General features: G+C 60.0%; 17 protein-coding genes. 3 read left to right on the top strand and 14 right to left on the bottom strand.

What is annotated here, in order from left to right; translation table 11 throughout:
• Positions 1 to 32 precede the first annotated feature (32 nt).
• The 7 genes from ABID59_RS29990 to ABID59_RS29960 all read right to left on the bottom strand — a co-directional run bounded on the left by ABID59_RS29990 (position 33) and on the right by ABID59_RS29960 (position 9696).
• Entirely contained in the window at positions 33 to 1415 is a 1383-nt protein-coding gene (locus tag ABID59_RS29990; protein ID WP_354032090.1) for an oligosaccharide flippase family protein, read from the bottom strand.
• Positions 1416 to 1474: 59 nt separating this feature from the next.
• Positions 1475 to 2299 (bottom strand): hypothetical protein, encoded by an 825-nt coding sequence (locus ABID59_RS29985; protein WP_354032091.1) that lies wholly within the window; start codon positions 2297 to 2299, stop codon positions 1475 to 1477.
• A 53-nt stretch (positions 2300 to 2352) separates the two neighbouring features.
• Complete coding sequence (locus ABID59_RS29980) at positions 2353 to 3879, bottom strand: hypothetical protein (protein ID WP_354085749.1); 1527 nt, start codon at positions 3877 to 3879, stop codon at positions 2353 to 2355.
• On the bottom strand, positions 3876 to 5852 hold the full coding sequence (locus ABID59_RS29975) for a tyrosine-protein kinase domain-containing protein (protein ID WP_354085748.1): 1977 nt from the start codon (positions 5850 to 5852) through the stop codon (positions 3876 to 3878). The genes ABID59_RS29980 and ABID59_RS29975 overlap by 4 nt, the downstream gene beginning before the upstream one ends.
• A 33-nt stretch (positions 5853 to 5885) precedes the next feature.
• Positions 5886 to 7292, bottom strand: coding sequence for an O-antigen ligase family protein (locus ABID59_RS29970; protein ID WP_354032094.1), 1407 nt, complete (start codon positions 7290 to 7292; stop codon positions 5886 to 5888).
• A 215-nt stretch (positions 7293 to 7507) separates the two neighbouring features.
• Positions 7508 to 8413 (bottom strand): hypothetical protein, encoded by a 906-nt coding sequence (locus ABID59_RS29965; RefSeq protein ID WP_246229610.1) that lies wholly within the window; start codon positions 8411 to 8413, stop codon positions 7508 to 7510.
• The gene (locus tag ABID59_RS29960) at positions 8398 to 9696 is read right to left on the bottom strand and encodes a glycosyltransferase (protein WP_354032095.1); all 1299 of its coding nucleotides are present in this window, start codon (positions 9694 to 9696) and stop codon (positions 8398 to 8400) included. Before ABID59_RS29960 ends, ABID59_RS29965 begins: the two co-directional genes overlap by 16 nt.
• 816 nt (positions 9697 to 10512) lie before the next feature.
• Here ABID59_RS29960 and ABID59_RS29955 point away from each other — a divergent pair.
• The gene (locus ABID59_RS29955) at positions 10513 to 12654 is read left to right on the top strand and encodes a type I secretion system permease/ATPase (protein ID WP_502916387.1); all 2142 of its coding nucleotides are present in this window, start codon (positions 10513 to 10515) and stop codon (positions 12652 to 12654) included.
• Entirely contained in the window at positions 12641 to 14065 is a 1425-nt protein-coding gene (locus ABID59_RS29950) for an HlyD family type I secretion periplasmic adaptor subunit (RefSeq protein WP_354085747.1), read from the top strand. Before ABID59_RS29955 ends, ABID59_RS29950 begins: the two co-directional genes overlap by 14 nt.
• Positions 14066 to 14224: 159 nt before the next feature.
• Here ABID59_RS29950 and ABID59_RS29945 read toward each other — a convergent pair whose 3' ends face one another.
• The 7 genes from ABID59_RS29945 to ABID59_RS29915 form a co-directional block, all read right to left on the bottom strand.
• Positions 14225 to 14881 (bottom strand): helix-turn-helix transcriptional regulator, encoded by a 657-nt coding sequence (locus ABID59_RS29945; RefSeq protein WP_354085746.1) that lies wholly within the window; start codon positions 14879 to 14881, stop codon positions 14225 to 14227.
• Between the two features lie 233 nt (positions 14882 to 15114).
• Positions 15115 to 16374 carry a polysaccharide biosynthesis/export family protein gene (locus ABID59_RS29940; RefSeq protein ID WP_354085745.1) on the bottom strand — a complete coding sequence of 420 codons (1260 nt, stop codon included), beginning with the start codon at positions 16372 to 16374 and terminating at the stop codon, positions 15115 to 15117.
• A gap of 42 nt (positions 16375 to 16416) precedes the next feature.
• Positions 16417 to 17424 carry an SDR family NAD(P)-dependent oxidoreductase gene (locus ABID59_RS29935; RefSeq protein ID WP_354085844.1) on the bottom strand — a complete coding sequence of 336 codons (1008 nt, stop codon included), beginning with the start codon at positions 17422 to 17424 and terminating at the stop codon, positions 16417 to 16419.
• A 19-nt stretch (positions 17425 to 17443) separates the two neighbouring features.
• Entirely contained in the window at positions 17444 to 18130 is a 687-nt protein-coding gene (locus tag ABID59_RS29930; protein WP_148749176.1) for a sugar transferase, read from the bottom strand.
• The gene (locus ABID59_RS29925; protein ID WP_354085843.1) at positions 18127 to 19263 is read right to left on the bottom strand and encodes a DegT/DnrJ/EryC1/StrS family aminotransferase; all 1137 of its coding nucleotides are present in this window, start codon (positions 19261 to 19263) and stop codon (positions 18127 to 18129) included. Before ABID59_RS29925 ends, ABID59_RS29930 begins: the two co-directional genes overlap by 4 nt.
• A 78-nt stretch (positions 19264 to 19341) precedes the next feature.
• Entirely contained in the window at positions 19342 to 20061 is a 720-nt protein-coding gene (locus ABID59_RS29920) for a nucleotidyltransferase family protein (protein WP_148749175.1), read from the bottom strand.
• Between the two features lie 477 nt (positions 20062 to 20538).
• Positions 20539 to 21345, bottom strand: a complete 807-nt coding sequence (locus ABID59_RS29915; protein ID WP_148749174.1) for a LuxR C-terminal-related transcriptional regulator — start codon at positions 21343 to 21345, stop codon at positions 20539 to 20541.
• Positions 21346 to 22022: 677 nt separating this feature from the next.
• Here ABID59_RS29915 and ABID59_RS29910 point away from each other — a divergent pair.
• Entirely contained in the window at positions 22023 to 22676 is a 654-nt protein-coding gene (locus tag ABID59_RS29910) for a LuxR C-terminal-related transcriptional regulator (RefSeq protein ID WP_354085744.1), read from the top strand.
• Positions 22677 to 22780 lie beyond the last annotated feature (104 nt).

The raw sequence follows: 22780 nt of genomic DNA, 5'->3' as shown, positions 1-22780 counted from the left end.
GTCGTTGTGGCGCGCCGGCGAGGTACGAAATCTCAAACGGACGGCGCCTCTACACGGACATCGGGGCGCGCCGTGGCTTTTTCCTTGCGGTTCGGCACGAATACCCCGAGGACGCCGGGCAGCAGCCGCAGGTACCGGAAAATGAAGAAGGCCATGGCGATGTGCCAGATGATCAGCGCGGTTGCGCTGGCGATCGCAGCGCCGGTCAATCCAAGCCAGTAGATGAATGCGATGCTGGCGAGGATGTTGATGGCGGCGCTCAGGGTCAGCAGTACGGCAGCCCCCCGTTCGTGCTCGGTCATCGTCATGATGAGCAGCAGAGATCCGAAGGCGGCTGCGATCACCTGCCCCAGGAGCAAGATGCGCAGGGCGGCGGCGCCAGCCACAAAATCCCCTCCGAACCAGGAGAGAAGTGGCTCGGCCATGATCGCCAATCCGAGCGCGATGCCCACCGAGGTACAGAGCGTCCACAAAGCGGCCTTAGTCACGAGTGCCTGCAAGGTCGCCCGATCGTTCCTTGTGAACAGGCTTGAGATGGTCGGCGCGAACAGGGTATTGATCGCAGTGCGGGGCAATGCCACGAGGAATGCGATATTGAAGACCAGGCTATATATTCCGGCCTCTCTGGTTTCCCCGAACCATCCGAGCAGCACCACGCCGGCGCGGTTGAGCAGAGCTTCTGCGCCCGCGATGATCATGAACGGGACGGCAGTCTGCCGCCAACTTGTGGGCGCATATTGAGGCTCTGCCGCCCTGATTGCGTCTGGACACAATCTCCGAACAGCCTGGCTGGCGAGCACGAGTCCGACGACGGCGCCGGCGACGGTCGCCATCATGATCCCCTGTGCCTCGATGCGCGATCCGAGGAAAAGACCGGCCATGACGACGATGATCACAAGTAATCCGTCCCGCACCACGCGGTCGGGCAACAGTGCCGGCACAACGCCGCCAAAAGCGCGGACGATCGAGCAGCGTATCCATAACAGCGCCAGAATGGGAATGAGAACGAAGCCGACCAGAAAGGTGTTCGTCAACTCCGTTGAGAACGGCCGGGGCCAGATCTCGATAATGCCCGCCCCGATGAACGCGACTAGAAGGCTTATGCCAAGTGAACGTCGCTCCGCGTATTGGATGACGCCTCGCGCAAGGCCGCTGGCTCCCGTGGTTTGATACGCGGACACGAAGCGCAGCAGTGCGATGTCGAAGCCGAGCGCGCAGAAATATGCGAGGATGGTTATCCAGGCGATGACATAGGCGTAGACGCCGTAAGTGTGAGCGCCGACAATTCTGGCTATCAGGAGTTGCGCGCAGGCAGTTACGCCGGCGCTGGCAACGTAGATTGAGAATGCGGCAGCTCCTCCGATCACCACTCGTCTGATCCGCGCGTGGCCAACGCTCCGGTCGTGCATTTCCATTTTCTGTCCTTGCAGTACTGGCTCTATCGAGCGCCCAAAAATCCGGGTCGAAAAACGATTCAAGGAAAATGATTCAACAGGGAATGGTCTGAGAGTTCCGCTTCAACATGTGCTGGTTTGGTCGTGGCGTGCTTCTGTTGCTCGACGATGCTCACGATCTGACGTTCCATTTGTTCGACGGCCGTGGCGAGAGACGCCTGATCGAGCGACGATATGGTCACGACGTTCCGGCCTTTCCTGCGCAGCAATTCGTGCAGGAGGTCGGCGATGCTGCGTGAGCTGAGGCTGGTTTCCACGTCCAGCTCGAGCAGCTGTTCGATCTTGCCCCCGAGATGATGTCGGTCGCGAAGCCGCTCCTCGAGGAGCGTGGTCGGCGCGTCGAGGCGTATCAGAAGGTCCGGTGCGGGAACAAGATCCAGCGCGTACGAGATCAATGCTTCGTCGGCGATGCCGCAAAGCAGTGTCAGAGAGCAAATCGCCTGGACGAACGCCTGATCGAACAAGACGATGTGCGCGATCGCGGATCTGTGAAACCATGCGTGCGACAATCTGGACATGTATTGCAGCAGCCTGAGCGAAGAGAGCGGGTTGGACGGTGGAAGGACCTTGATCAGATTCAATGCTGTCCCGAGATCGCGTGAAATCCCCCGCGGTCGGAATATCATGGACACCAATTCCGCCAGCGGACGCGTCAAGCGCCGCGTCGTGAAGGAGATCTTCCGAAGGGGCGTTGACGGCGTGACGGTCTCGCTTGGCGAGCGTTCCGCCGGCCGATGGCTGAGTACGAGGTCCACGGTGTAGTCACGCTCGCGCAGACGTGCGGCAAGAGTACGAGCAAGAGTGGTCTTGCCGGCGCCTGGAGGACCGAAAAGCTCGATGATCATATCCGAACTCAGACAAATGAAATGATTGAAATTGGACAGTTCTGTCGTTTGCTCTAGAGTATCCGCCACACCTCCTTCTTCACCGCGCGAATGACATCGGCTAGAGGCTGTTGGGCGTCGATCGAGACGACGCGCGCGCCGGAAAACGCTAGTCGCGGGATAGCTGCGATACGCTGCGTGATCACGGCAGGATCCATGTCGGGTTCGCGTTTGGCGCAAACCTCCGGCGGAACGACCAGCTTGATGACGATGTCCGGTGGAAGGCGCTCGGCAAGTGAATAGGCTTTGGCTTCAAACCGACGTAGCCAGAGCGGAATCCCGATCAGGCGTGGCATCAGCGGACCTTCGTTGAAGCCGGCGATCTCGTTCTGCGGGTATCGGTCCGTGACCACGACAAGGCCCCGGCGGGCCCCGCGATGCGCGGCCGACAGCTTGGAGCGCTTTTCGATGGCCGTGGCCGTCGCCCAGATCGCCATGAGAGCGCTGTACACTCGGCTCGGAGGGCGGTCCGAGATTTTGCCATGCGATGAGCCTCTGGGCTTGGTCTTGAACAACGGCGTGACCAGAGGCACCATCAGCTTGAGTGGCCATAAGACGAGGGAGGGGCGTCCTGCCCCGGTACCGAAATAGATGGGAATGACATCCATTTCCTCGCCGAGCCACTGCCGGATTGTCGCGACGATGGTTGATTTCCCACTGCCGTCGACGCCGATGACGGCCACGACGTGCCCACCACCTGGGGCTCGTCGGCTCCATGGTCGGGGTGCCCAGAGAAAGCGCTTGTTCAGGTAACCGGCGACGAGGTGTGTGGCGCGTGTCAGGCTCCGCAGTCCTGCCTCAAGATCGTTGTAGATACGATGCGGCGCGAAGTGCATTCGGATACGCCGCCGCAGATGATGCTGATGTTCCAGCGCGGGTTGGCAATACAGGGCATCGGCGACCATGTCGGCCAGATCGCCGCCCAGAAGTTCAGCCGCTCGCCTTCTGAGTGCCGCGCGAGGAATTCGGCCGGCGAGTTCCGTGCGATCAAGTGCAAATTTGCGCGTCATTGCCTGCCAGTTGCGGAGCACGACCGGATCCGATCGCCTTAGCTCGAGGCAGCCGCGTACGATTAACAGCAATGCCTCGTCCACAGGCTCCAGGATACGGATCGGCAGCTCCGGATGAGCAATCGCTCGCTTCGCCAGGGCCTCTTCCCACGGCAGGTGGTAGTTCTTGAGCAGGCTGGCGCCGGCGACCAGTCGGACATGCAGATGGAGATGCACGATCCGCCCACTCGGTTCGTCATGGCCAAGATAGCTCAGGACCGACGGATGGTCACGATAGGCGACGGCGGGAAAGAGCTTGAGACCGCGCTCGAGGAGAATCGCCTGAGCGCGGTGCTGATCCTGTTTTGCGACAAGCAGATCGAGATCGCCGTCGCCGGTCAGCCCGCGGTAAATTCGATTGCTGCTCTTCCAGTAGAAGTAGGTGATGTCGCGCCGATCAAAGTCGTTCAAGACCATAAGATTCAGCGGCAAGATCGCGCTCTCGGCGGTCGAGCCGGTCAGGTCTGTCCTGTGCAGGGCATCCTGTCTCATCTTTCTTGCCCTTTTCGGCCGAATGATCTTGCAGCTTGAAGTCCGATCTCCTGCATCCACTGAAACAGGGAGGAGGTGATTGCGAGGAAGCGTTGGCGTATGCCGGCGCGAGGCGCGTCTGCCGCCCGGGCGGCAAATTCGCTCGCATCGCCATAACCGTATTGCGCCTGTTTCTTGAGATCGACCTGTGTCGCGATGGCCGCTGCAAAATCGCCGAGCTCGTTGTCGAAACGCCCGCAGTTGCGAAGGAGGCCCAAGGCGTTCTGAGCGACCTCCCGCCTCGTGCTCCCCCATTTGACGACGAAGAGAAGCTTGTCGGCGATCGGTGGGAGCAATCGGGCCTCGATGGCTGCAAGGGCGGGCGGACCATCGATGATCACGCAATCGTAGCGTTCGCGCAGTTGGCGAATGAGTTCTGCCATCTGTTCGATGGCACTTATTGGGTCGAGCCGATAGCCGGGTATCCGGAGGTAGTCGAAGCCGGCCTGCGGAATGTGCCGGATCGAGTCCGCCAGCGATCGGTTCTGTAGACCGACGATTCGTCGCTCGCCGGCGTTGTCGAACTCGGTAACGCGCATGCCTCTGTGAAGGTCGATGCCGATCACGAGCGCACGCCGCCCGAGAAGGCCGACATAAGCTGCAAGGCCCCTGGCGAGCGTGGTTTTCCCTTCGCCTGCGATACTGGAGCTGATCAGGACCGTTTTCGCATGGCCTGGCTCGGCCAGACGTAACGTCGCAGCCGTTGACCGAAGCGCTTCCGCGTACGGAGAGAATGGCTCGACCCGAACATAGTCTCCTGCGTCAGTCAGATGGCCCGCGGGCATTTGCGGGACCAAACCGATGCAGGAGAGTCCGAGCGCATCGGTGATTTCCTTCTCGCTGCGCAGCGATTTGTCGAGGCGCTCCTGGATGAGCGCGACGAAGCTCCCGCAGATGAGCGAGACGATCAGGGCAGGGAGCATGAACAGGATTGGATTCGGAGAACTCGGTCGCGACGGCGGAGAGGCAAGTGAAAGAATGCTGACGTCCGGGTTGACGAGCTCTTCCTGTTCGCGGATCTCCTTCTGGCGCTGGAGAAGACTTGCATAAAGCTGTGCGTTGGCGGCGGTTCGGCGTTCGAGTTCGCGTGGGTCGGCGCTAGCTCCCTGTTCTTCGCCGCCGGCGTTGCGGCCCACATCGGCGCGCCGCTGGATTGCCTGGTGCAGAGCTGCGCTGGTCCGCTCGATGTCGGCCTTGACCGTCGCCATTCGTTCGTCAAGCCGGGCCAGTTCGCCGGCGGTGTAGGCTCGCTGCTGCTCGGCATTGCTCTGAACGTACAGCGCGACGATCCGGTTGACGATGTCGGCGGCTTTCTCGGGACTCGTCCACTGGAAGGTGACGTTGATGATGCGTGAGCGGCGTTCCTGGAGGACCTGCAGACGACGCTGGAGATCGTCGAATTGCAGGCCTGCGTCGGTTCGCCTGTGATGGAATAGCGGTCCAATCCAGACACCCAGCCGTCGCTTGAGCTCATTCAGGCCTAGCGGGCCGGCCTCGCTCGTCTCGGCCTGAGCAGGTTTCGGCACGATGGCCGGATCCACTGCGACGTCGGGCGCCAGTCCGCGAAACTTTGGGTCGTTTCGAAAGCTGTCGAGAACGTGGCGCAGGTGATAGGGAGATGTCAGCATGGTCACCTGAGTGTCGACGGCCTGCTGGAGCGCCTCGGGACTTAGGGAAGTGCCGCCCTGAACCTGGACGACCTGCGCGGTCGCCGTATATTTGGGTGTGATGACCAGGCCGGCGATGCCGGCAAGCATCGCTCCTACGCCGGCGATGGTGAGGATGAACTTGCTCCTCCGACGCAGGATCCCAATCACCTGCTGGAAGCCCGGTTCGAGCGCGATCGTGGTCGGGTCGTCTTGCCGCATGCCTTCGTAATCGGGCCTCAATGGTATGCTGTCGGCGATGAGACCCGTCTTATCCATCAACTGCATCCGTACCTCCCTGCCATCGGTCCATCCTCGCAGCTAGCTCGACCTCGAGCCCAGTTGGCTCGCGCCATATGCCGGTCGCGGACGTGTAAGAGATCGACCCCATGCGTTCGCGAGGCGAGCATGGCAACGCAGTGCGTTGCCTCTGGCGATCGATCGTAGTTGGCCCGCCGGCATCGGCTCTGCGGTCAGGCAGACAGCGATTGCAAACCAGAAGATAGGATGCCGAAGCAGGAAGGTGGCGATGGCGTAAATGCAGAGACCGCACAGTAACGTCGGCAAGCCTGCTTGACCGGTCGCGTAGGCGGACTTGAAAGCCATTACAACGAGCCAGACGAAGCTTAAGACGACCAGGAGCCCGCCCTGGGTAAATAGGTCGAGCATCGTATTGTGCGCCTCGAAGTTCGGCACGAACGAGGGCTTGGGGTGCTCGACAAACTGGGGGTGGATCGTATCCAGGTTCCTTGCCGAGACGATGGAACTCGGAATTTCGAGATGCGGACCAGGGCCTAGGCCGAGCATGCCGGATTGGACTCCCCGCCTGACGGCCTGGCTCCAAAGCTCAAATCGCAATTCCGTCTTCTCTCTAGTTTGCTCGGGGTTTTCCCGTGCCATCGATTTGGCGAGGTCGCTGGCTTCGACTGCAATCGAATAGGCCAGCGGCGCGATCGAAATCACGAGCCCGGGCAAGGCCAGCACAATCACCCAGGCGAACGCCGAACGGAAGCTGATCTGCCGCGCTCGCGAGAACAGCCAGATTCGGCACTTGAACGCCAAGAAGATCGGGCCGGCGAGCACAAGAATGAGGGTAAACGAGTCGCTCCCGGTGATCCGGCCCGTGTAGACTGGGATGATGGCGCAGGCGAGAGCGCCAATCCTCGAGCCGAGCGTGGTGGACGTTTCGGCAAGATGGAGCGATAGAATTCCAAGCACCATGCAGAGAACTGCAAGTTGATGCGGATTCGACGACCAGCCTCGGAATTGATCCCACCACATTGGATCGACCGAAGGTAAATCGTAGAGACCCCAGGCGTCGGCCAGTTGTGCGACGATAACCGGCGTGCCGAGTCCACACAGAAGCCAGGTGATGCGGCGCAACCTGGCTCGGGGGTGCGACCCGACCACGCTCAGGCAACTGATGGCGGCCAACAGGGGATAGGCCATGACATCGTGCATGAACCATTCGGAATCGTGCTCGTCGCCGATGAGCTTTGCCATCAGCGTTCCGAGGCTCTGCGCAAGGACAAACAGCGACCAGAATACCAGTAGCCGCGACAGAGCCGGCGTCAGGAGCAAGCGAAGGCGAGCTGCTTCGCGACCGAGTACGAGGATCACCCAGATAAATAGACAAAGTTCGCCCGGTCCGACTGGCAAGCCTGCAAGCCGCAATTGGGAGGCGGGCGTCAGCAGCAGTCCGAATGCGAACAGGAAGTCCAGGATCATCGACGTACCTCGCGCTGCGTCGATCGATTCCGTAACCGCCGCTCGATCGAAGAGGGCAGTCTTTGAGTGACGATCTGAAAAATCGCGAAGGTCTGCGGTGCAGCAGGCAGGAGTCCAGACCTCCTGTCCGCCCTTCTTATCTTGAGGCGCACATAAGTCTCGCCCGGCTGGCATGTCTTGCGGTTGCGACGCGTTCGGGCGGTTTCCATCGGCCTTCAATTCATTCGGTTCAAAGCGATTGGGTTTCGATTGCGGCTCAAGAACGCTGCCTGCAATTCCGGTGAACCGGCGAGGGCCCAGTCTCCATTCTGCGGTCCCCAGCTGTAGGCGAAGTCGAAAACGGGAGCCGGCAGGAGCGCGTCCCAGCGAGCCAACATCAGCTGCATCTGACTTGCGGTCGGCAGCACGTATCGGCCTCCGCCGTCGTTGATCCAGCGGCCGCCGCCAAAGGTTTGGTAGACCGGGACCATCTTGTCGCGCGGCACTCCCGCGGCCTCGGCCGCCGCGACGTAGCGGTCGATCTGGTGGTAATCGCAGCCGTTCAACTCCGTCCGGCAAGGGTAGGGATCGATGCCGAACAGGTCGACATGCGAGTTGGCAGGGTCGTAGGCGTTCTTGAAGGACGGCGTTCGTGACGACGTCATCGTCATGAGCAGGATGAAAGCCTTTGCGCCTGGCACGTTGGCATGGATCCAGTCCGATTCCGCCTTCAGATTGTCAGCCGTACAAAGCGGGAAGTGCTGTCCGGTCGGATCCGGATCGTCCATCAAATAGAAGCCGAACAGTTTCGCATGGCCGATGAACGGGCGGACGGTATCCACGAATTTAGTGTCCGCGCCGTTGCATTGACCGACCCACACCAGGCCCCTCACACCCTCCGGCAGAGCCTCCATCTGCGCCAGGCTGCTGACGTCCGCCAAATTGAAGCCGGCAGCACCGGGAAGATAGTTGCCGGCCGGGTCGAAATTTCCGTTGGAGGCGAAATGCAACGTGGTTGTGGCCTGCGCGTGCGTGGGCGTATCGAACACGAGCGCCTGCAGGAGCAATGCGCCGGCCCCCAGCAGCACTGCTACCGCGGCCCACGTAACGCACGCGGCACGTTTCCCTACAGGGCGCTGCATGTATCCTCCCTCGCCGCCGCGAGGCTGCGGTCCTTGAACCGGGCTGGGGACGCACGATCGATCAACTGCCTGTAGAGATTGGCATGCTGAGCGACAACGGTCGCGAGCGAGAACTCCCTCCTGACATACTCGGCGGCGCGATCTGCCATGGCCAGGCCCTTCTCTCGATTGGCGAGCAAGTGGAGAATCTTTGCGGCCAATACGGGCGGCGCTCCCGGGGGCACCAGCAAGCCATTCCATCCGTCGCGGATGACTTCAGCGCAACCCGGCATGGTCGTGGTCACGGTTGGCAGGCCGGCGAGTGCGGCCTCGAGGAGAACCCGAGGCACGCCTTCACGATACTCAGTCGGAAACGCGAATACATTTGCGAGCCTGAGCAGGGCCGGGATGTCCGATCTCGGCCCGATCGCCTTCACATAGGGTGCATGCCGATCAATCTCGGCTTGCGTGATGGCGAGGGGGCCTTCGGATTCGCGCGGTCCGACCAGCAGGAAGCGTACATCGGGACGCACCTCGTGCACCCGGGCTGCCGCGTCGAGTAGCGCCGGAATGCCCTTCTGCCTGGTCATCCGCGTCACCGTAATCACGACTTCGGCGTCGCCAAGCCCGAGTTCTTGGCGAAGCTGAGCTGGCGAGGGTCCTGAGCTCAGTGCTCGATCGAACCCCTCGACATCGACGCCCGCACCTCGAATCAGAACGGGCATCTTGCCGGCGATCCCGTGACGCTCGAAGAATGCGCGGTCGTCACCGATTTCGAATACCGTAGCGGCAGCGGTGCGAGCCGCGAGCTTGTGGAGCGCGCGATAAACCGGACGTAGTGTCAGGGCGAGAGGGGAGCGAGATGAATAGAGAAAGGCGCGTCCATTAATCGTACGAATGGCCAGCACACCAGGAGCGCTCCGCGCAGCCAAAGGCAGAAATATCGAGGGTTTGGTGTCAAAGCTTTGCGCGAGATCAGGCTGCTCCTCGACCAGGATTTTCGTAAGGCTTTTGATCGCCGCCCAGTCGGCCCGCGGGTTTACGAACCGGTTGAACTGGAAGTCTCGATAGCGGATGCCTGCTTGCGCAAATGGAGCTGGGTCGCCGCTCGCCACGGCTGTTATGCGGAAGCCGTGGTCGCGCAGCGCGCACATCGCCGGAATGCGCAGATGATGATCTTCGCCCCCGATATAAAGAAGATGAGGCTGCAGCGGATCGCGTCGGGCCCTCGACGTCCCACTTGGGTGGTTATCAGGGAGGTGAGAGCCGTATCTTTGATCGCCGCTCAGCCCTAGCTTCAACATTCGCAAAGCTCCTTATTCGATATCGCCCACGTCTCAATCGCCCACGTCTCAATCGCCCACTCTCAATCGCCCACGTCTTGGCAAATGCCGGCAGCCCGTCCGCCGAGACAGGATCTCGTCAATTCATCCATTGGATCGCAGCCCACTTGAACGGCGCCGCGGCCCATCCATCAATCGGAAACCGAAAAATGGTATCCGCTCGAAAGCGCCGACACGCTCAGGGAAGCGTGAATTTAGCCACTCAACCGAGAGGGTTGTCGGGAATCCACTATTATCACGGCACATTTGCGATCGTATCTGAATAAAGGGGTAACCACACGATCCACTCGCGCAATCGGCGGCGGCGCGTTGCGATGCTGCGTCAGGACGATCGCGCGCTTGCGGCGGGAATGGATTTGATAAGGCTGTACTCGATTGATGCCCGGCCGGCAGGTGAGGCTATATGATGCGGCCATCGGTTCGGTACCCCCTTTGGATTACCTCACAGTTCGCCTCTCTGGCCGGACAATTGTTCGCCACAGAGTCTCCCGCTGCGCCACCGAGCGGCGGCCTGTCGATGACGCCGTCCCGGTGCCGGCGCTTGACCTTCTGGGCTACCTATTAGGGCCTAATGAAACTGCACATGTACCGCGTTTTTGCCGCGCGGGTATCCCGTGAGCACGGTTAGAGTCGCGACCGCAGGAGCCGACTTCACTGCAAGACGTGCTTCACGAGCAACCAGCGCTCGCCGGATCGAGCGCGAGACGAGGACCTTAAATGGCCACTCGGGTTGCTGCCGGATCTGATGTTATTGATCGCGAGATGTTGGCGAACCACATGCGGGATATCCAAGAAATGGCGTCTCCAGAGAAGTCGGCGCCCTTTGCCCTCGTCTTGTTGCTTAGGTTGCACGGCATTGCAGCCGACAAGGAGCAACTCTGTCACCGATTGGGTACACGTAACATCGGCGTGACGGAGATGGTGCGCTGTGCGAAGGCTTTCGGCCTCAAGGCGCGCACGATTAAGACCGATTGGGCACGGCTTGTGCGCTTACCCTTGCCGGGGATCGCCGTGCTTAATCAAGGCGGCTTCCTCCTGGTCGGCAAGGCGGACGGGGACGAGGTGTTGGTTCAGTGTCCCTCGGACCCCCGTCCGCGCAAACTCAGTCGTGCCGAATTCGAGGCGCTCTGGGATGGCCGCATGGTCTTGATGGCGCGCAGGGCGTCGCTTTCCGATCTGTCTCGCCGATTCGACTTTACCTGGTTTCTCGGTGCAATTCGGAAATATCGGCACCTGCTCGGGGAGGTTCTGCTCGCGTCCTTCTTCCTCCAGGTATTCGCCCTCGTCAGCCCGCTTTTCTTTCAGGTGGTCATCGACAAGGTGCTCGTCCACCGCGGGATCAGTACGCTGGAAGTCTTGGTGATCGGTCTGGCCGTGATCGCCGTGTTCGAAGCAGTGCTGGGCGCGTTACGCACTTACCTCTTTTCTCATACTACCAACCGCATCGACGTCGAGTTAGGCGCCCGCCTCTACCGCCATCTGGCGTCATTACCACTCATGTATTTTCAAACCCGAAGGGTCGGCGACTCGGTCGCGCGCGTTCAGGAGCTGGAAAATGTCCGCAACTTTCTGACGAGTTCCGCGCTGACTTTCATTATCGATTTCATGTTCACCGCAGTTTTCATTGCGGTGATGTTCGTTTACTCGCCAATGCTCACGCTGATCGTTCTGGGAGGGTTTCCGTTCTACATCGGCATTTCGGCCATTGCGACGCCGCTGTTCCGTCAGCGGTTGGATGAAAAATTCCGTCGCGGCGCAGAAAATCAGGCCTTCCTGGTCGAGAGCATAACGGGCGTGCAGACGTTGAAGGCCCTGGCCGTTGAGCCCCAGATGAACAGGCGCTGGGAGGAACAGCTCGCTGCCTATGTTTCCGCGAGCTTTCGCGTTGTGAGTCTTGGAAATGTCGCAAGTCAGGCGGTGCAATTGGTGAGCCATCTGGTTACGGTTGCGATCCTGTTCTTCGGCGCGAAGTTGGTGATCGAAGGTCGCCTGACCGTCGGTGAATTGGTGGCCTTCAATATGCTGGCAAACCGCGTGAACATGCCTGTCTTGCGCATCGCCCAGATCTGGCAGGACTTCCACCAGGTTCGTCTCTCGATCGATCGGTTGGGCGATATCCTTAATACGCGGCCGGAGCCGACTGTCGGCATAGGGCGCGCCGTGCTCCCGCCGATCACGGGCGCCGTCACATTCGATCACGTTACATTTCGCTATCGCACCGACGGTCCTGAGACGCTGCACGACATTGGATTCCATGTTCCGGCAGGTCAAGTCGTCGGCATTGTTGGTCCGTCCGGCTCGGGCAAGAGCACGCTGACCAAGCTCCTCGAGCGGCTGTACGTGCCGGAAAGTGGCCGTGTCCTCGTCGATGGTGTTGATCTCGCCTTGACCGATGCCGCCTGGCTGCGACGGCAGGTGGGCGTCGTTCTGCAGGAGGACGTGCTTTTTAACCGAACCGTGGCCGAGAACATCGCGCTTGCCGATTCTGCCATGCCGATGCAGCGGATCATCGATGCGGCCATCCTTGCTGGAGCACACGAGTTCATACTCGAGCTACCTGAGGGCTACGATACCATCGTCGGTGAGCGCGGCTGCAGCCTTTCGGGTGGCCAGCGGCAGCGGATCGCGATTGCCCGCGCGCTGGTCAATGATCCTCGTATTTTAATTTTCGATGAGGCCACCAGCGCCCTCGACTATGAGAGCGAACGCATCATCCAGGACAACATGCGACGCATTTGCGAGAGGCGCACCGTCTTTATCATTGCCCATCGGCTCTCCACGGTACGACGAGCAAATCGGATCATCACCATCGATCGCGGGCGGATCGTCGAGGACGGCACCCATGATGAGTTGATCCGCTCGAACGGGCGCTATGCAAACTTGCACTTGCTCCAGGCGGGGATCAATGACCATCGCTAGAAGCATCGTTCCGTTCCCGGATCGCCGCCGGCGCCGCGAAGAGGAGACCGCCTTTCTCCCAGCCGCGCTGGAGGTTCTCGAGAGGCCGCCGTCGCCGGTCGGCCGCGCCACCGGCATGGTCATTATCTTGCTGTTTTGCGTCACAATGGTCTGGGCGACGCTTTCCAAGGTCGATGTTGTCGCGACCGCGCCGGGCAAGATCGTGGTGAATGGCCGAACCAAAGTAATCCAGCCGGCGGAAACGGGGGTGGTGCGCGCGATTCACGTCAGGGACGGCGCGATGGTCAAGGCGGGTGACGTGTTGATCGAACTGGATCCAACTATCACTGCCGCCGAACTTGATCACGTGAAGAGCGACCTGGTTGCTACGCAGCTTGACAGTGCCAGGTTGCGCGCGGCGCTGGCACCCGGCGATCCGATGGCGGCGTTCGCCCCTCCGATAGGAGCCAGCCAGCAGGCGATCGAGCTGCATCGTCAGTTCCTGGCCAGCCAGATGGCAGAGCACAGCACAAGGCTGTCGGAGCTCGACAGGCAGTTGGGACAGAAAAAGGCTGAGAGCGAGACCATCGCGGCGACGATATCCAAACTCGATGCAACCATCCCCCTCCTCGAGGAGCGTGTGAACGTTCGCAAATATCTCTACGACAAGGCGATCGGGTCCAAGATCACCTACCTGACCGAGGCTCAGGAACTGGTCGGCCAACAGCATGACGTTCTGGTCCAGCAGAGTCGGCTCCGCGAAGCGGAGGCCGCGACGGCGAGTCTCGCGCAGGCCAGATCCAAAGCGGAAGCGGAGTTCCGGCGAGCGCTCTATGACGATCTGTCCAAGGCCGAACAGCGGGCCGCCGGTCTCGCTCAGGACATGATCAAGGCGGAGCAAAAGGCGAAGCTGCAGATTCTCACCGCGCCGGTAGATGGCGTGGTGCAGCAGCTGGCGGTGCACACGATCGGTGGCGTGGTCACACCGGCGCAAACACTGGCGGCCGTAGTTTCGTTGAATCCGGATTTCGAGATTGAGGCGCTGGTATCGAACCGAGATATTGGCTTTGTCGTTCCGGGGCAGACTGTCGCAATCAAGATCGATACTTTCAATTTTACCCGCTATGGCCTGCTGAATGGTCGGGTGCTCAGCGTTTCACGGGATGCGATCATACGTGATCGGCGTGAGGACGGGGCGAGGGATCAGTCCGGCGGAACGGAGATCGCGTCCAGCGAGCCGAAAGGGCAGGAGCTGATCTATGCGGCCCGCGTCAGCCTCGACCGTACCTCGATGGAGATAGAGGGTCGGACCGTCCAGCTGTCGCCCGGAATGGCGGTGACCGTCGAGATCAGGACGGGTTCGCGACGCATCATCAGCTACCTGCTGTCACCGTTGACGCGCTACAATCAGGAAATATTACGGGAAAGATAGCGGCCAGGAGGCTCTGAGGATGGATGAGCAAGCCTCTTTGGCCGCCGGGCGGTGCCCCAGGGCCATGCCGGTGAAACTCGCCGGAGAGTGGCCTCACGACGATCATCGCTTGGATGCGCCCCTCGGCAGCAGAGTAGGTCGGAAACGGAAGTAATGTAGTTAAGGTATCAGGGCGATACGTCCCAAGAGAGAGACAAGCTCCACTTGGCGCCGCGTCTGTGTCTTGACGAACAGCGACGCGAGATGGGAGCGGATTGTCGTTCGGCTCAACTGTTGAGAACGGGCAATGTCGAGCAAATTGCCACCGCGTGCCAATTCGATGGCGACATGAATCTCAGCGGTCGTGAGGCCAAACAAGCGTTGCAGCGTTCGGGGCGACGGCTCCGGACGAGCATCGAGGTCGAGCAGGACGATGGCGCAGGTGTCGTCCGACCAGACATTGGCTATCTGATTGACCAGACTCGTTATGCCTTCGCGGGAGGACGTTGCCAGCCACGCCATCGAACCCGCAGGAACTTCGACGCCCGCGCATTTTACGAGTTCCCTTACAGCGCCGGACAGCGATCTCGTATCCAGAGCGGATCCACAACGGCGCTCCAGTATGGCCCGGCCCGTCGGACTCACCTCGACCACACGGCCGTGTTTGAGCAAGATGTGCGCGCAGCCGATACGGCCAAGGGCTGCGTACATTTCATCGCGCACGTCGGACCGACGGTCACTGGAGAGGATTGGAGGAGCACGGTTGGAAATGTTGAAAATGGACTCCCTGGATTGGTAACGCGATGCAACCGAGCTGCTCTGGGTCAGGTTCAGCATTCGATGCGCCCTTTTCGTCTACCGGCTCGTTCAAATGAACGATATCTGACGACCATTCTCCAATTGGCGGGCGCGTTGTAAACGTTGAATCGGAGTTAGGCGGTCAACTTGGGAGTAATCCAGCCGACGTTCTCGGGAAGCGGAGGAGGCTCACGCGGGGTAGGCGGAGATCGCTTGTTGATTGCCCCGGTGGAGGCTCTGCGGGTCAGTGCAATGCGTTTGAGCCGGCGGCGTTACGAGCCACCCGGGGCGTGCAACGCGATTTCGATGACGTCACCTGGTTCCAGGTCGAAATCTTCGGTTGCGACGATCTTTTCCCAACTCTGGCCGGACTTTCGTACGACGGTGACCTGGGGCTTTAGGTCACCTGTTCCCGCTGGTACCGCCGCGCTTCCGCTTACGGGCTGCAGCTTCTGCGCTAACGACCTCATTCTGATGCGCAGGTCGGTTATGTGGACGTTGGAGTCCCTCAGCTCATGAAGCAACGTGATCGAGCGCTGGCTTGCGGCGCGATCGATCTGCCGGGCGGAATCCTCGCGCTGGCGTTGGAGACGCATGAGCTCGACCATGGTTTGCAGACGGCGCGTCGATGAAAGCAGAAGGGCACGTCGACTTTCAGTGACGCGGGGACTCGGTAGGGAGCCCGAACCGAACAGCTTCACGACGCGATCGAGTTCTTCCTCATCCGCCTGCACGCCTTTTTCTTCGCCTTCCTGCTGCTTACTGAGCGCCGCGAACTGTCCGTCCGCTTGCTTTACGGCGTTTTCCAGAAACATCCGCTCCTTGCGATAGTCGCGTTGGGCGGTCTTTAGCGACTCTGCCTCAGCCTGCACGATCGGAACGATTGCAGATGACGGCAAAGAGATGTCCTGGGGCGGCGTCTGATCGAAGGTGTCCTTGTCTGCGAGTTCGGCATCGACACGAAGGATATGGAAGTACTCTTTCACGTACTCCGTGGAAAAGGACTGATAGTCGCGCAGAAGATCCGCTGGATCGTTGGCGCCGGGCTGATTGCGGGAACGCAACAGGCTGTAACCGCCGGAAACCGCGACAGCCTGGCGCACGGTCATCGAGGACCTGTATGCCAACTGTCCGGGCGTCAGAACGTCACCGGTAACGTAAATGGGACGATACTCCACCACGCTCGCGATCACGTCGCCAGGCACGACGACGATTGCCTGTTCGCGCCCGTCTGGCAGCCGTTGCCGCAATATCTTCGACTGCAGCAACGTTTCCATCCGGCTCTGTAACTCGGCCGTAGTCAGGCCCGCGACCTCGACCGTGCCGATTCCGGGAAGAGCTATCGTGCCGTCGATCTGGATTTGCGCCCGGTGACGTTGTTCCGACGCACCTCCGATCGACACTTCGACGGTATCACCCGCCGCCAGCCTATACTGTGCTGCGAAGCACGGGCTGCTGGCGAGCAGAACTATCGCCATCCAGCCGGCAATCGAGATGCGGCTGAACGTCCTGACGCCCTTGGTGTCGTCCATAGCGATCTCCTTGCATAATCGAGCATCGGTTGCGCGACCTCGTCATGTAATAAAATCCGTCTGCTGTCGGATTTTCTTAGTGGAGAGGCGACCGCGCCACCAATTGACGGTTCGCTCCAGTCCCTCGCGCAGCGTGACCTTCGGCGTCCAACCGGTCGCCCGTACGAACCGGGTGGAGTCGGCAAGGAGCGCGCGCACTTCCGAATTTGTCGGCCGCAGGCGCTTTTCGTCGCGAAGGACCGGCTTGTGACTGGACGTCAGCTCGAGAATGTTGTCGATCAGATCACCAATTGTGATGGCGCGCTGACTGCCGGCGTTGTAGGCATGACCATATTCGACGCCGTCCGCTAGCCCGGCCGCCATGAATGCCGCGGCTGTATCCGTGACGAATGTCAGATCGCGGACGGTGGTCGTATCACCGACCATGATCGCACCGCATTCCGGATCGAGGGCCTGCCGGATGATCGTGCCGATGATCGCGCGTTCGCTTTGCCGAGGTCCGAACGTGTTGAACGGTCTGAGGATTACGACGGGAACGCCGAACGAGCGCGCGAAGGCCTCGGCCATCATGTCTGCGCCGATCTTGGAGGCGGAGTAGGGCGATTGCCCTTGCAGCGGGTGAGATTCATCGATCGGCATCTTCATCGCCGTACCATAGACCTCGCTCGTCGACGTCACGACCAGCCGTTCGATGCCGTGTTGCCGTGCGGCCTCGAGGATGTTCAATGTACCGAGTATGTTGGTCTCCACGTAGGATTGCGGCGCGAGATAGGAATAGGGTATGGCGATCAGCGCCGCGAGGTGAAAGATATAGTGATGGCCCTGGACTAGCCGGCTGACGAAGGCCGCGTCGCGAATGTCGCCGCGCACGAGATTGAGCTTCTGTCGGGTTGTTTGGGGGATATCGTCGAGCCAGCCATGGCTATCGAAGGAGTTGTATTGCGCCAACGCAGTTACGTCAGCTCCTGCCGAAACGAGGTGCTCCGTCAGGTGCGATCCGATGAAGCCGTCGGCTCCTGTCACGAGAACTTTTGCTCCAAGATAGGTCATCATCGCCCCTCTCTTTCTCTCATCTTGATCGAAGCTTCCGCGTTAACGCGCCCCAGCATTCCACGGCGATGACGTGCCCGGCACGGGCGATCCAGCCGAAATCCGATACGAGAGTCCGTCGCGGAAAATAGGCAAGGTCGATCTTCGCCTTGGCTGGAAACAGCACTTTTCGATAGTACTCCGCTGCCGGCGCGTCGGTGGGGTACATCCTGTTTTCGTGTCTGAACAGGACCTGACACGGGCCGAACACACCTGGTTTGTAGTCGAGCAGCTTTTCGAAGCCGTCGCGAAAGCAATCGGAAAAGCTGAGAGACTCCGGTCGGGGGCCGACGAGAGACATGTCGCCTCGCAGGACGTTCCAGAGCTGCGGCAGCTCGTCCAGCTTGGTCGCGGCGAGGATTCGGCCGACGGCCGTCAAACGTTCATCCTCCTGCAGCGTCAGGGGCGAGCCGCCGCTGCCGCAGCTCGGTCCGAACTTGCGAAACTTGTACATGCGAAACGGTTCGCCGCTTTGTCCCAGGCGAAGTTGCGAGAACAGGAGTGGCCGCCCGCTCTCGAGCCAAATGACGAACGCGACAACGACGAAGACGGGTGAAAGCGATACCATCGCGGTGCCGGCACAGAGGACATCGATTGCGCGCCGTGCACTCAAGCGAGATGAACGAGATTGCGCGCCCCACCGGTTCGCTATCTCGGGCAGGGTCATGCTACCGCCCCCACTGGGAAATCGGTGGCGAGTGCAGTCGTCAGTGCAATCACGACTTTCTCGACATCCGCCGTCGTCATTCGTGGATGCAAAGGCAGCGTCAATTCGCGTCGAGCAAAATCCTCGGTGCGCGGGAGGAGAATCTCTGGATAGAGATCTCTGTAGAAAGTCAGGCGGTGAACGGGCGGATAGTGCACCGTGGTCTGAATGCCATGCTTGCGCAGGCGATCGATGACGCGCTGCCGGCTGGTTGCCGGCGGCAGCACCACCGGCATCAAATGGTGGGTCGACGGCCAGGGATCTTCAAAAGGTATCATCACCGATGGGCAATGTTCCGCCATGAGCTCACGGTATGTGGCCGACAACCGCCGCCTGATCTCGTTCCATTCCGGCAACTTCTTGAGCTGCACGAGGCCAAGCGCAGCCCGCAGCTCGTCCATCCGGTAGTTGAAGCCGAGAACAGTCACGTCGTAGTCGGGACGGCGGCTGGTGAGGCGCTGCCGTGTACCGCTTGTCATCCCATGAGCGCGGGCCTGCCGGATGGTCTCGCGCAGGGCCCGGCTGCGCGCAATGATCGCGCCTCCTTCGGCCGTGGTCATGTTCTTGTTTCCGTAGAAGCTGAAGGCGGCCGCCTCGCCATAGCTGCCGACCTCGGGCAATCCGGGTGCATGAGCGGCGTCCTCGATCAAGAGCAGCCCCTTCCGGCGCGCAAAGGATTGCCAGGCATCACGATGTGCAAGGTAGCCGGCAAAATGAACGAGGATGATGGCCTTGGTCCTGGAGGTGCACCTTGCTTCCGCTTCGTCCAGCGACATCAGTGGAACCTCTGCCGACCCGATATCGACGAAGACTGGTTTGGCGCCGACATAGAGGACGCTGTTGGCGGTCGCTACGAAGGTCAGCGAGGGGACGAGGACCTCGTCGCCGGGGCCAATGCCAAGGGCGTGCAGGATGAGGTGGAGGGCCGCCGTGCAGGAGCCGACGGCGACCGCATCCTCGGCCTCGTGCAGGCGGGCGAACGCCTGCTCGAAGTCGCGAACTCGATCTCCCATCGTCACCCAGCCGCTTTCAATGACCGCGGCGAGAGCGCCCTTCTCCTCTTCGCCCAGGACCGGCTCTGATACCAATAGCATGTTGTTCATCTCCAATTCTGGGCGCGAGCTCGCGCCGCGAGCGCGACTGTTGCGATCACTGCAGGATGAGAACCGGCCTCAGGCGGCGGCGAAACTTGCGAGTGCAGGGGACTGTTCGTCCCATGCGACATCCTGTGCTTTCAGGAAGTCCTCGACGCGTCCGATGTCGAGCCAGAGGCCGCTGTGCTTGAAGACGTTGACTGGCACGTCCTCGTTGAGCATCTGGAACATCAGATCGTCAAACCCGAAGGGAACGCCTGACGGGATCCGCTCGACGATAGACGGGTCCATGCAGTAGATCCCCATGCTGACGAGATGCGTGAGCTCGGGCTTTTCGCGGAAATCGCTCACGCGCCCTTCCATCTCTTCGATCACGCCAAAGTCCATCTTGGTCGGCCGGATCGACGTGGCGATCGAGAGCGGAGAGTTGCTGCGCCGATGGCAGTTCACGAACTGATTGAGATTCAGATCCGTCAGCACGTCGCCATTGAGTACGAGAAACGGCTCGTCGAGTTGGTCGCGCAGCAGCGACAGTGGGCCAATGGTTCCGAGCGGCTCCATTTCCTGCGTATAGTTGATGCGCATGTTCCACTGGTTGCCGTCTCCGCAGACGCTGCGGATAAGGTGGCCCAGATATCCGGTCGTGACGTAGACCTCCCTGATCCCGTTTCGCCTGAGCCACTTGAGAACGAGCTCAAGTACAGGACGCGCACCGATTGGCATAAGTGGTTTCGGCAAAATTGAGGTGTGGGGGCGTAAGCGAGTTCCTTTGCCGCCGCATTGAATAACCGCCTTCATAAGACCCTCCGCATTGCTAGAATTTGCAATCGTTCAACTATGTACTTTCGCCCGCATAAGTCCGATCTCAGCGTGCTGATCGGGCAGGAGCGTGTAAAGAACGTAAGCGCAATTCAGCTGACGCGTCTTCGTGCATTTGCATGAGACGATTTGGGTATGCGGACACGATCAGGTGCATTCAGTGCGACCGTGATCGATTTCGAATGCCGCGCGCAGAGGCGTGAGCGCGAAAGGCGATGGCCACGTAGCTGTGCTGGTTGGCGCGTTCAAGCACGCGGAAATCAAAGCACTATCAGTGCGCTGTGGGTGGACCGGGACGGTCGAGGTCTGCACGACAGACGAACGCCACAGCAGCGTGGCTGCTGTGGCGCGTCGAGAAGATTGCAGACCGCGTGATGGTTGCCGTGCCGCGGGATTAGTCCTTTATCGCATGTCGAGACGCCGTTGCGATGAGGTGGTAGACGCGGCCAGGATCCGCTAGTCGAGTTTGGTAACGCCCGGAGTCTGATTGGCGTGATTTCGGCGATCGGATCGTAACGCGCTGAAGCCTACGGGTTGAGGGATGATCGAGGGCAACGTGTGTCCATTTGCGGAGTGCACCAGTGACCCGTTGTTCATTCCCCAGATCGCAGCCTGGGTTCGGTTCTGGACCCGGATCTTGCGCAGGATCGCCTTAACATGAACTTTCACGGTCGCCTCGGCTATGTCGATCTTTCGGGCGATGGATTTGTTCGAACTGCCCTCGATCAAGCAAGACAAGATCGCCTTCTCACGTGGAGAAAGATGTGGCGCAACCGGCTCCCCCGCGGTGAGCACGATGCCATGTTCGACCTCTTCGGTCGGTGCCGCTTCGCGCTCAAGAATGCCGTCAAGCGCGAACGACAGGAATGCCGGAGGAAAGACGGCCTCTCCCATCGTCACGAGCTCAATGGATTTGATGAAGGCATCGCAAGAATTGACGTTCACGAAATAGCCGCTCGCACCAGCCCGATGGGCCGAGACAAGGTCGCTTGGGCAATAATGATCCGATACGACTGCGATCCGAGCATCAGGGCTTCGAGCTCTGACGAAACGGATTTGCTCCAAGGCGACATCGAAGCTATCGCCGTTGTGGATAATGAGAAACAGCAGCTGATGTGATTGGAGCTCGCTTGGTAGCTCATCAGCGCTCGAAGCAGAGAGCACGATCCTGAAATTTGCAGCATGTAGGATCCGTGAAATTCCCTCTCTGACTAAAATGTTCTTTCCAATAAGAATTGTTTCATAAGACTGACGCCTCGGCATTGTACCCTCCAGCACCTACGCTACGACTGCAACGAAACATTTTCGAAACATTTAGAAGTCAAAGTGAACTCCGCCGATCATTCCGCCTGCCTCCTTACAGGTCGCTCAGTTGATCGGTTTTGTTCGGCGGCTACTCTTTCGTGCTACCCCGGCTGTGTGCTTCCAGCCTTTGCCGTTATTTGGCAGGTTCTTGGCCCTTAATTTGTTTGTTAAGGTTTTATGAACGTTAAATCCGGATTTTCGATTTCCATATATACCGTTCGTTATAGGTGCACTTGCGGAATCCACTGGCGTCGCGGAGCGCGATTCACGCAATCTGCAGATGAGCCAACATCAAAATGTTTCCGCACATTGCGTGCATCCCTAGAGCCGCGGGTCGGACTGAAATATCGCCGACCGACGCAATCGCCGGGAGAGGTGTATTGATGAAGCTGCCAGAAGTAGGAAATATGAGTTTCTGGGGCGTCGTTACGGGAATTTCTCGTCGCGAGAACGCAATGTGGCGATCCGCACCGGGGTTCTACGGGCGAGGCGCCCCGGGACAATGATCGTAGTTCTGCGGTAAGATATCGCGCGGGGCCGTATGGCCGGCAGAGACGTGAAACAATGAGAGGTGGGTGAACGTTGACATCGGGGGCGACTGATTGAGAAGCGGGGGCGACTGATTGAGAAGCCCAATGAATTGCATAAGAATAGTGATTGCAGACCGGCATCCGGTGGTCTTGCGAGGTTTGACCAGCGTGCTCGGCTCGGAAGATGACTTCGAAATCGTTGCATCTTGTGGTGATGCTGCTAGCTGCGTGCAGGCGATCGACAGCCTTGCGCCCGATATCGCGATTCTCGATTCAACGATGTCCGAGCTGATCGCACTGGGCTCCTCTGCCCTCAATCCAGCCGATCGCCCGATCCGCCTGGTGTTTTTCATCCCCTCAGAAGTCTACGGGCTGATCTCGCCGGACGCGTTCGATGGCTGCAGCGTGATCCTGAAGGAGACCTTACCCGAAGCGCTGGTGCAATCTTTACGGCAAATCGCAAGCGGCGAAAGAATCGTACCGCAATCCTCAATTGATCAGGTTATGCCGGCGGGGCAGGAGGTGAATTCAGAGAGTGCGCTGGCTGTGCTGACGGACCGAGAGCGTCAGATCATGCGCTTGGTTTCGGAAGGACTATCAAACAAGCAAATTGGACGCCGCTTGAACATTGCCGACGGCACAATCAAAGTCCATCTTCACCACATCTTCCAGAAGCTGGAGATCAGCAACCGGACAGCGCTCGCGGCCTTGGCCATTTCGCGGATTGATCGGGGCACTCCGGCCAAGTCGACGGAATGAATGAGCGGAGAGCTCTGAAAGCCGTTCTTGCTTCCAGTCCTGTGGGCGAGCGATGGTCTGCCGGGGCCAACTGACGTTCGACCGGGATTAATCCGACGCCGGCG

The organism is Bradyrhizobium sp. S3.3.6 (assembly GCF_040546905.1).
Classification (GTDB): Bacteria; Pseudomonadota; Alphaproteobacteria; order Rhizobiales; family Xanthobacteraceae; genus Bradyrhizobium; species Bradyrhizobium cytisi.
This window is presented reverse-complemented; position numbering and strand designations above follow the sequence as displayed.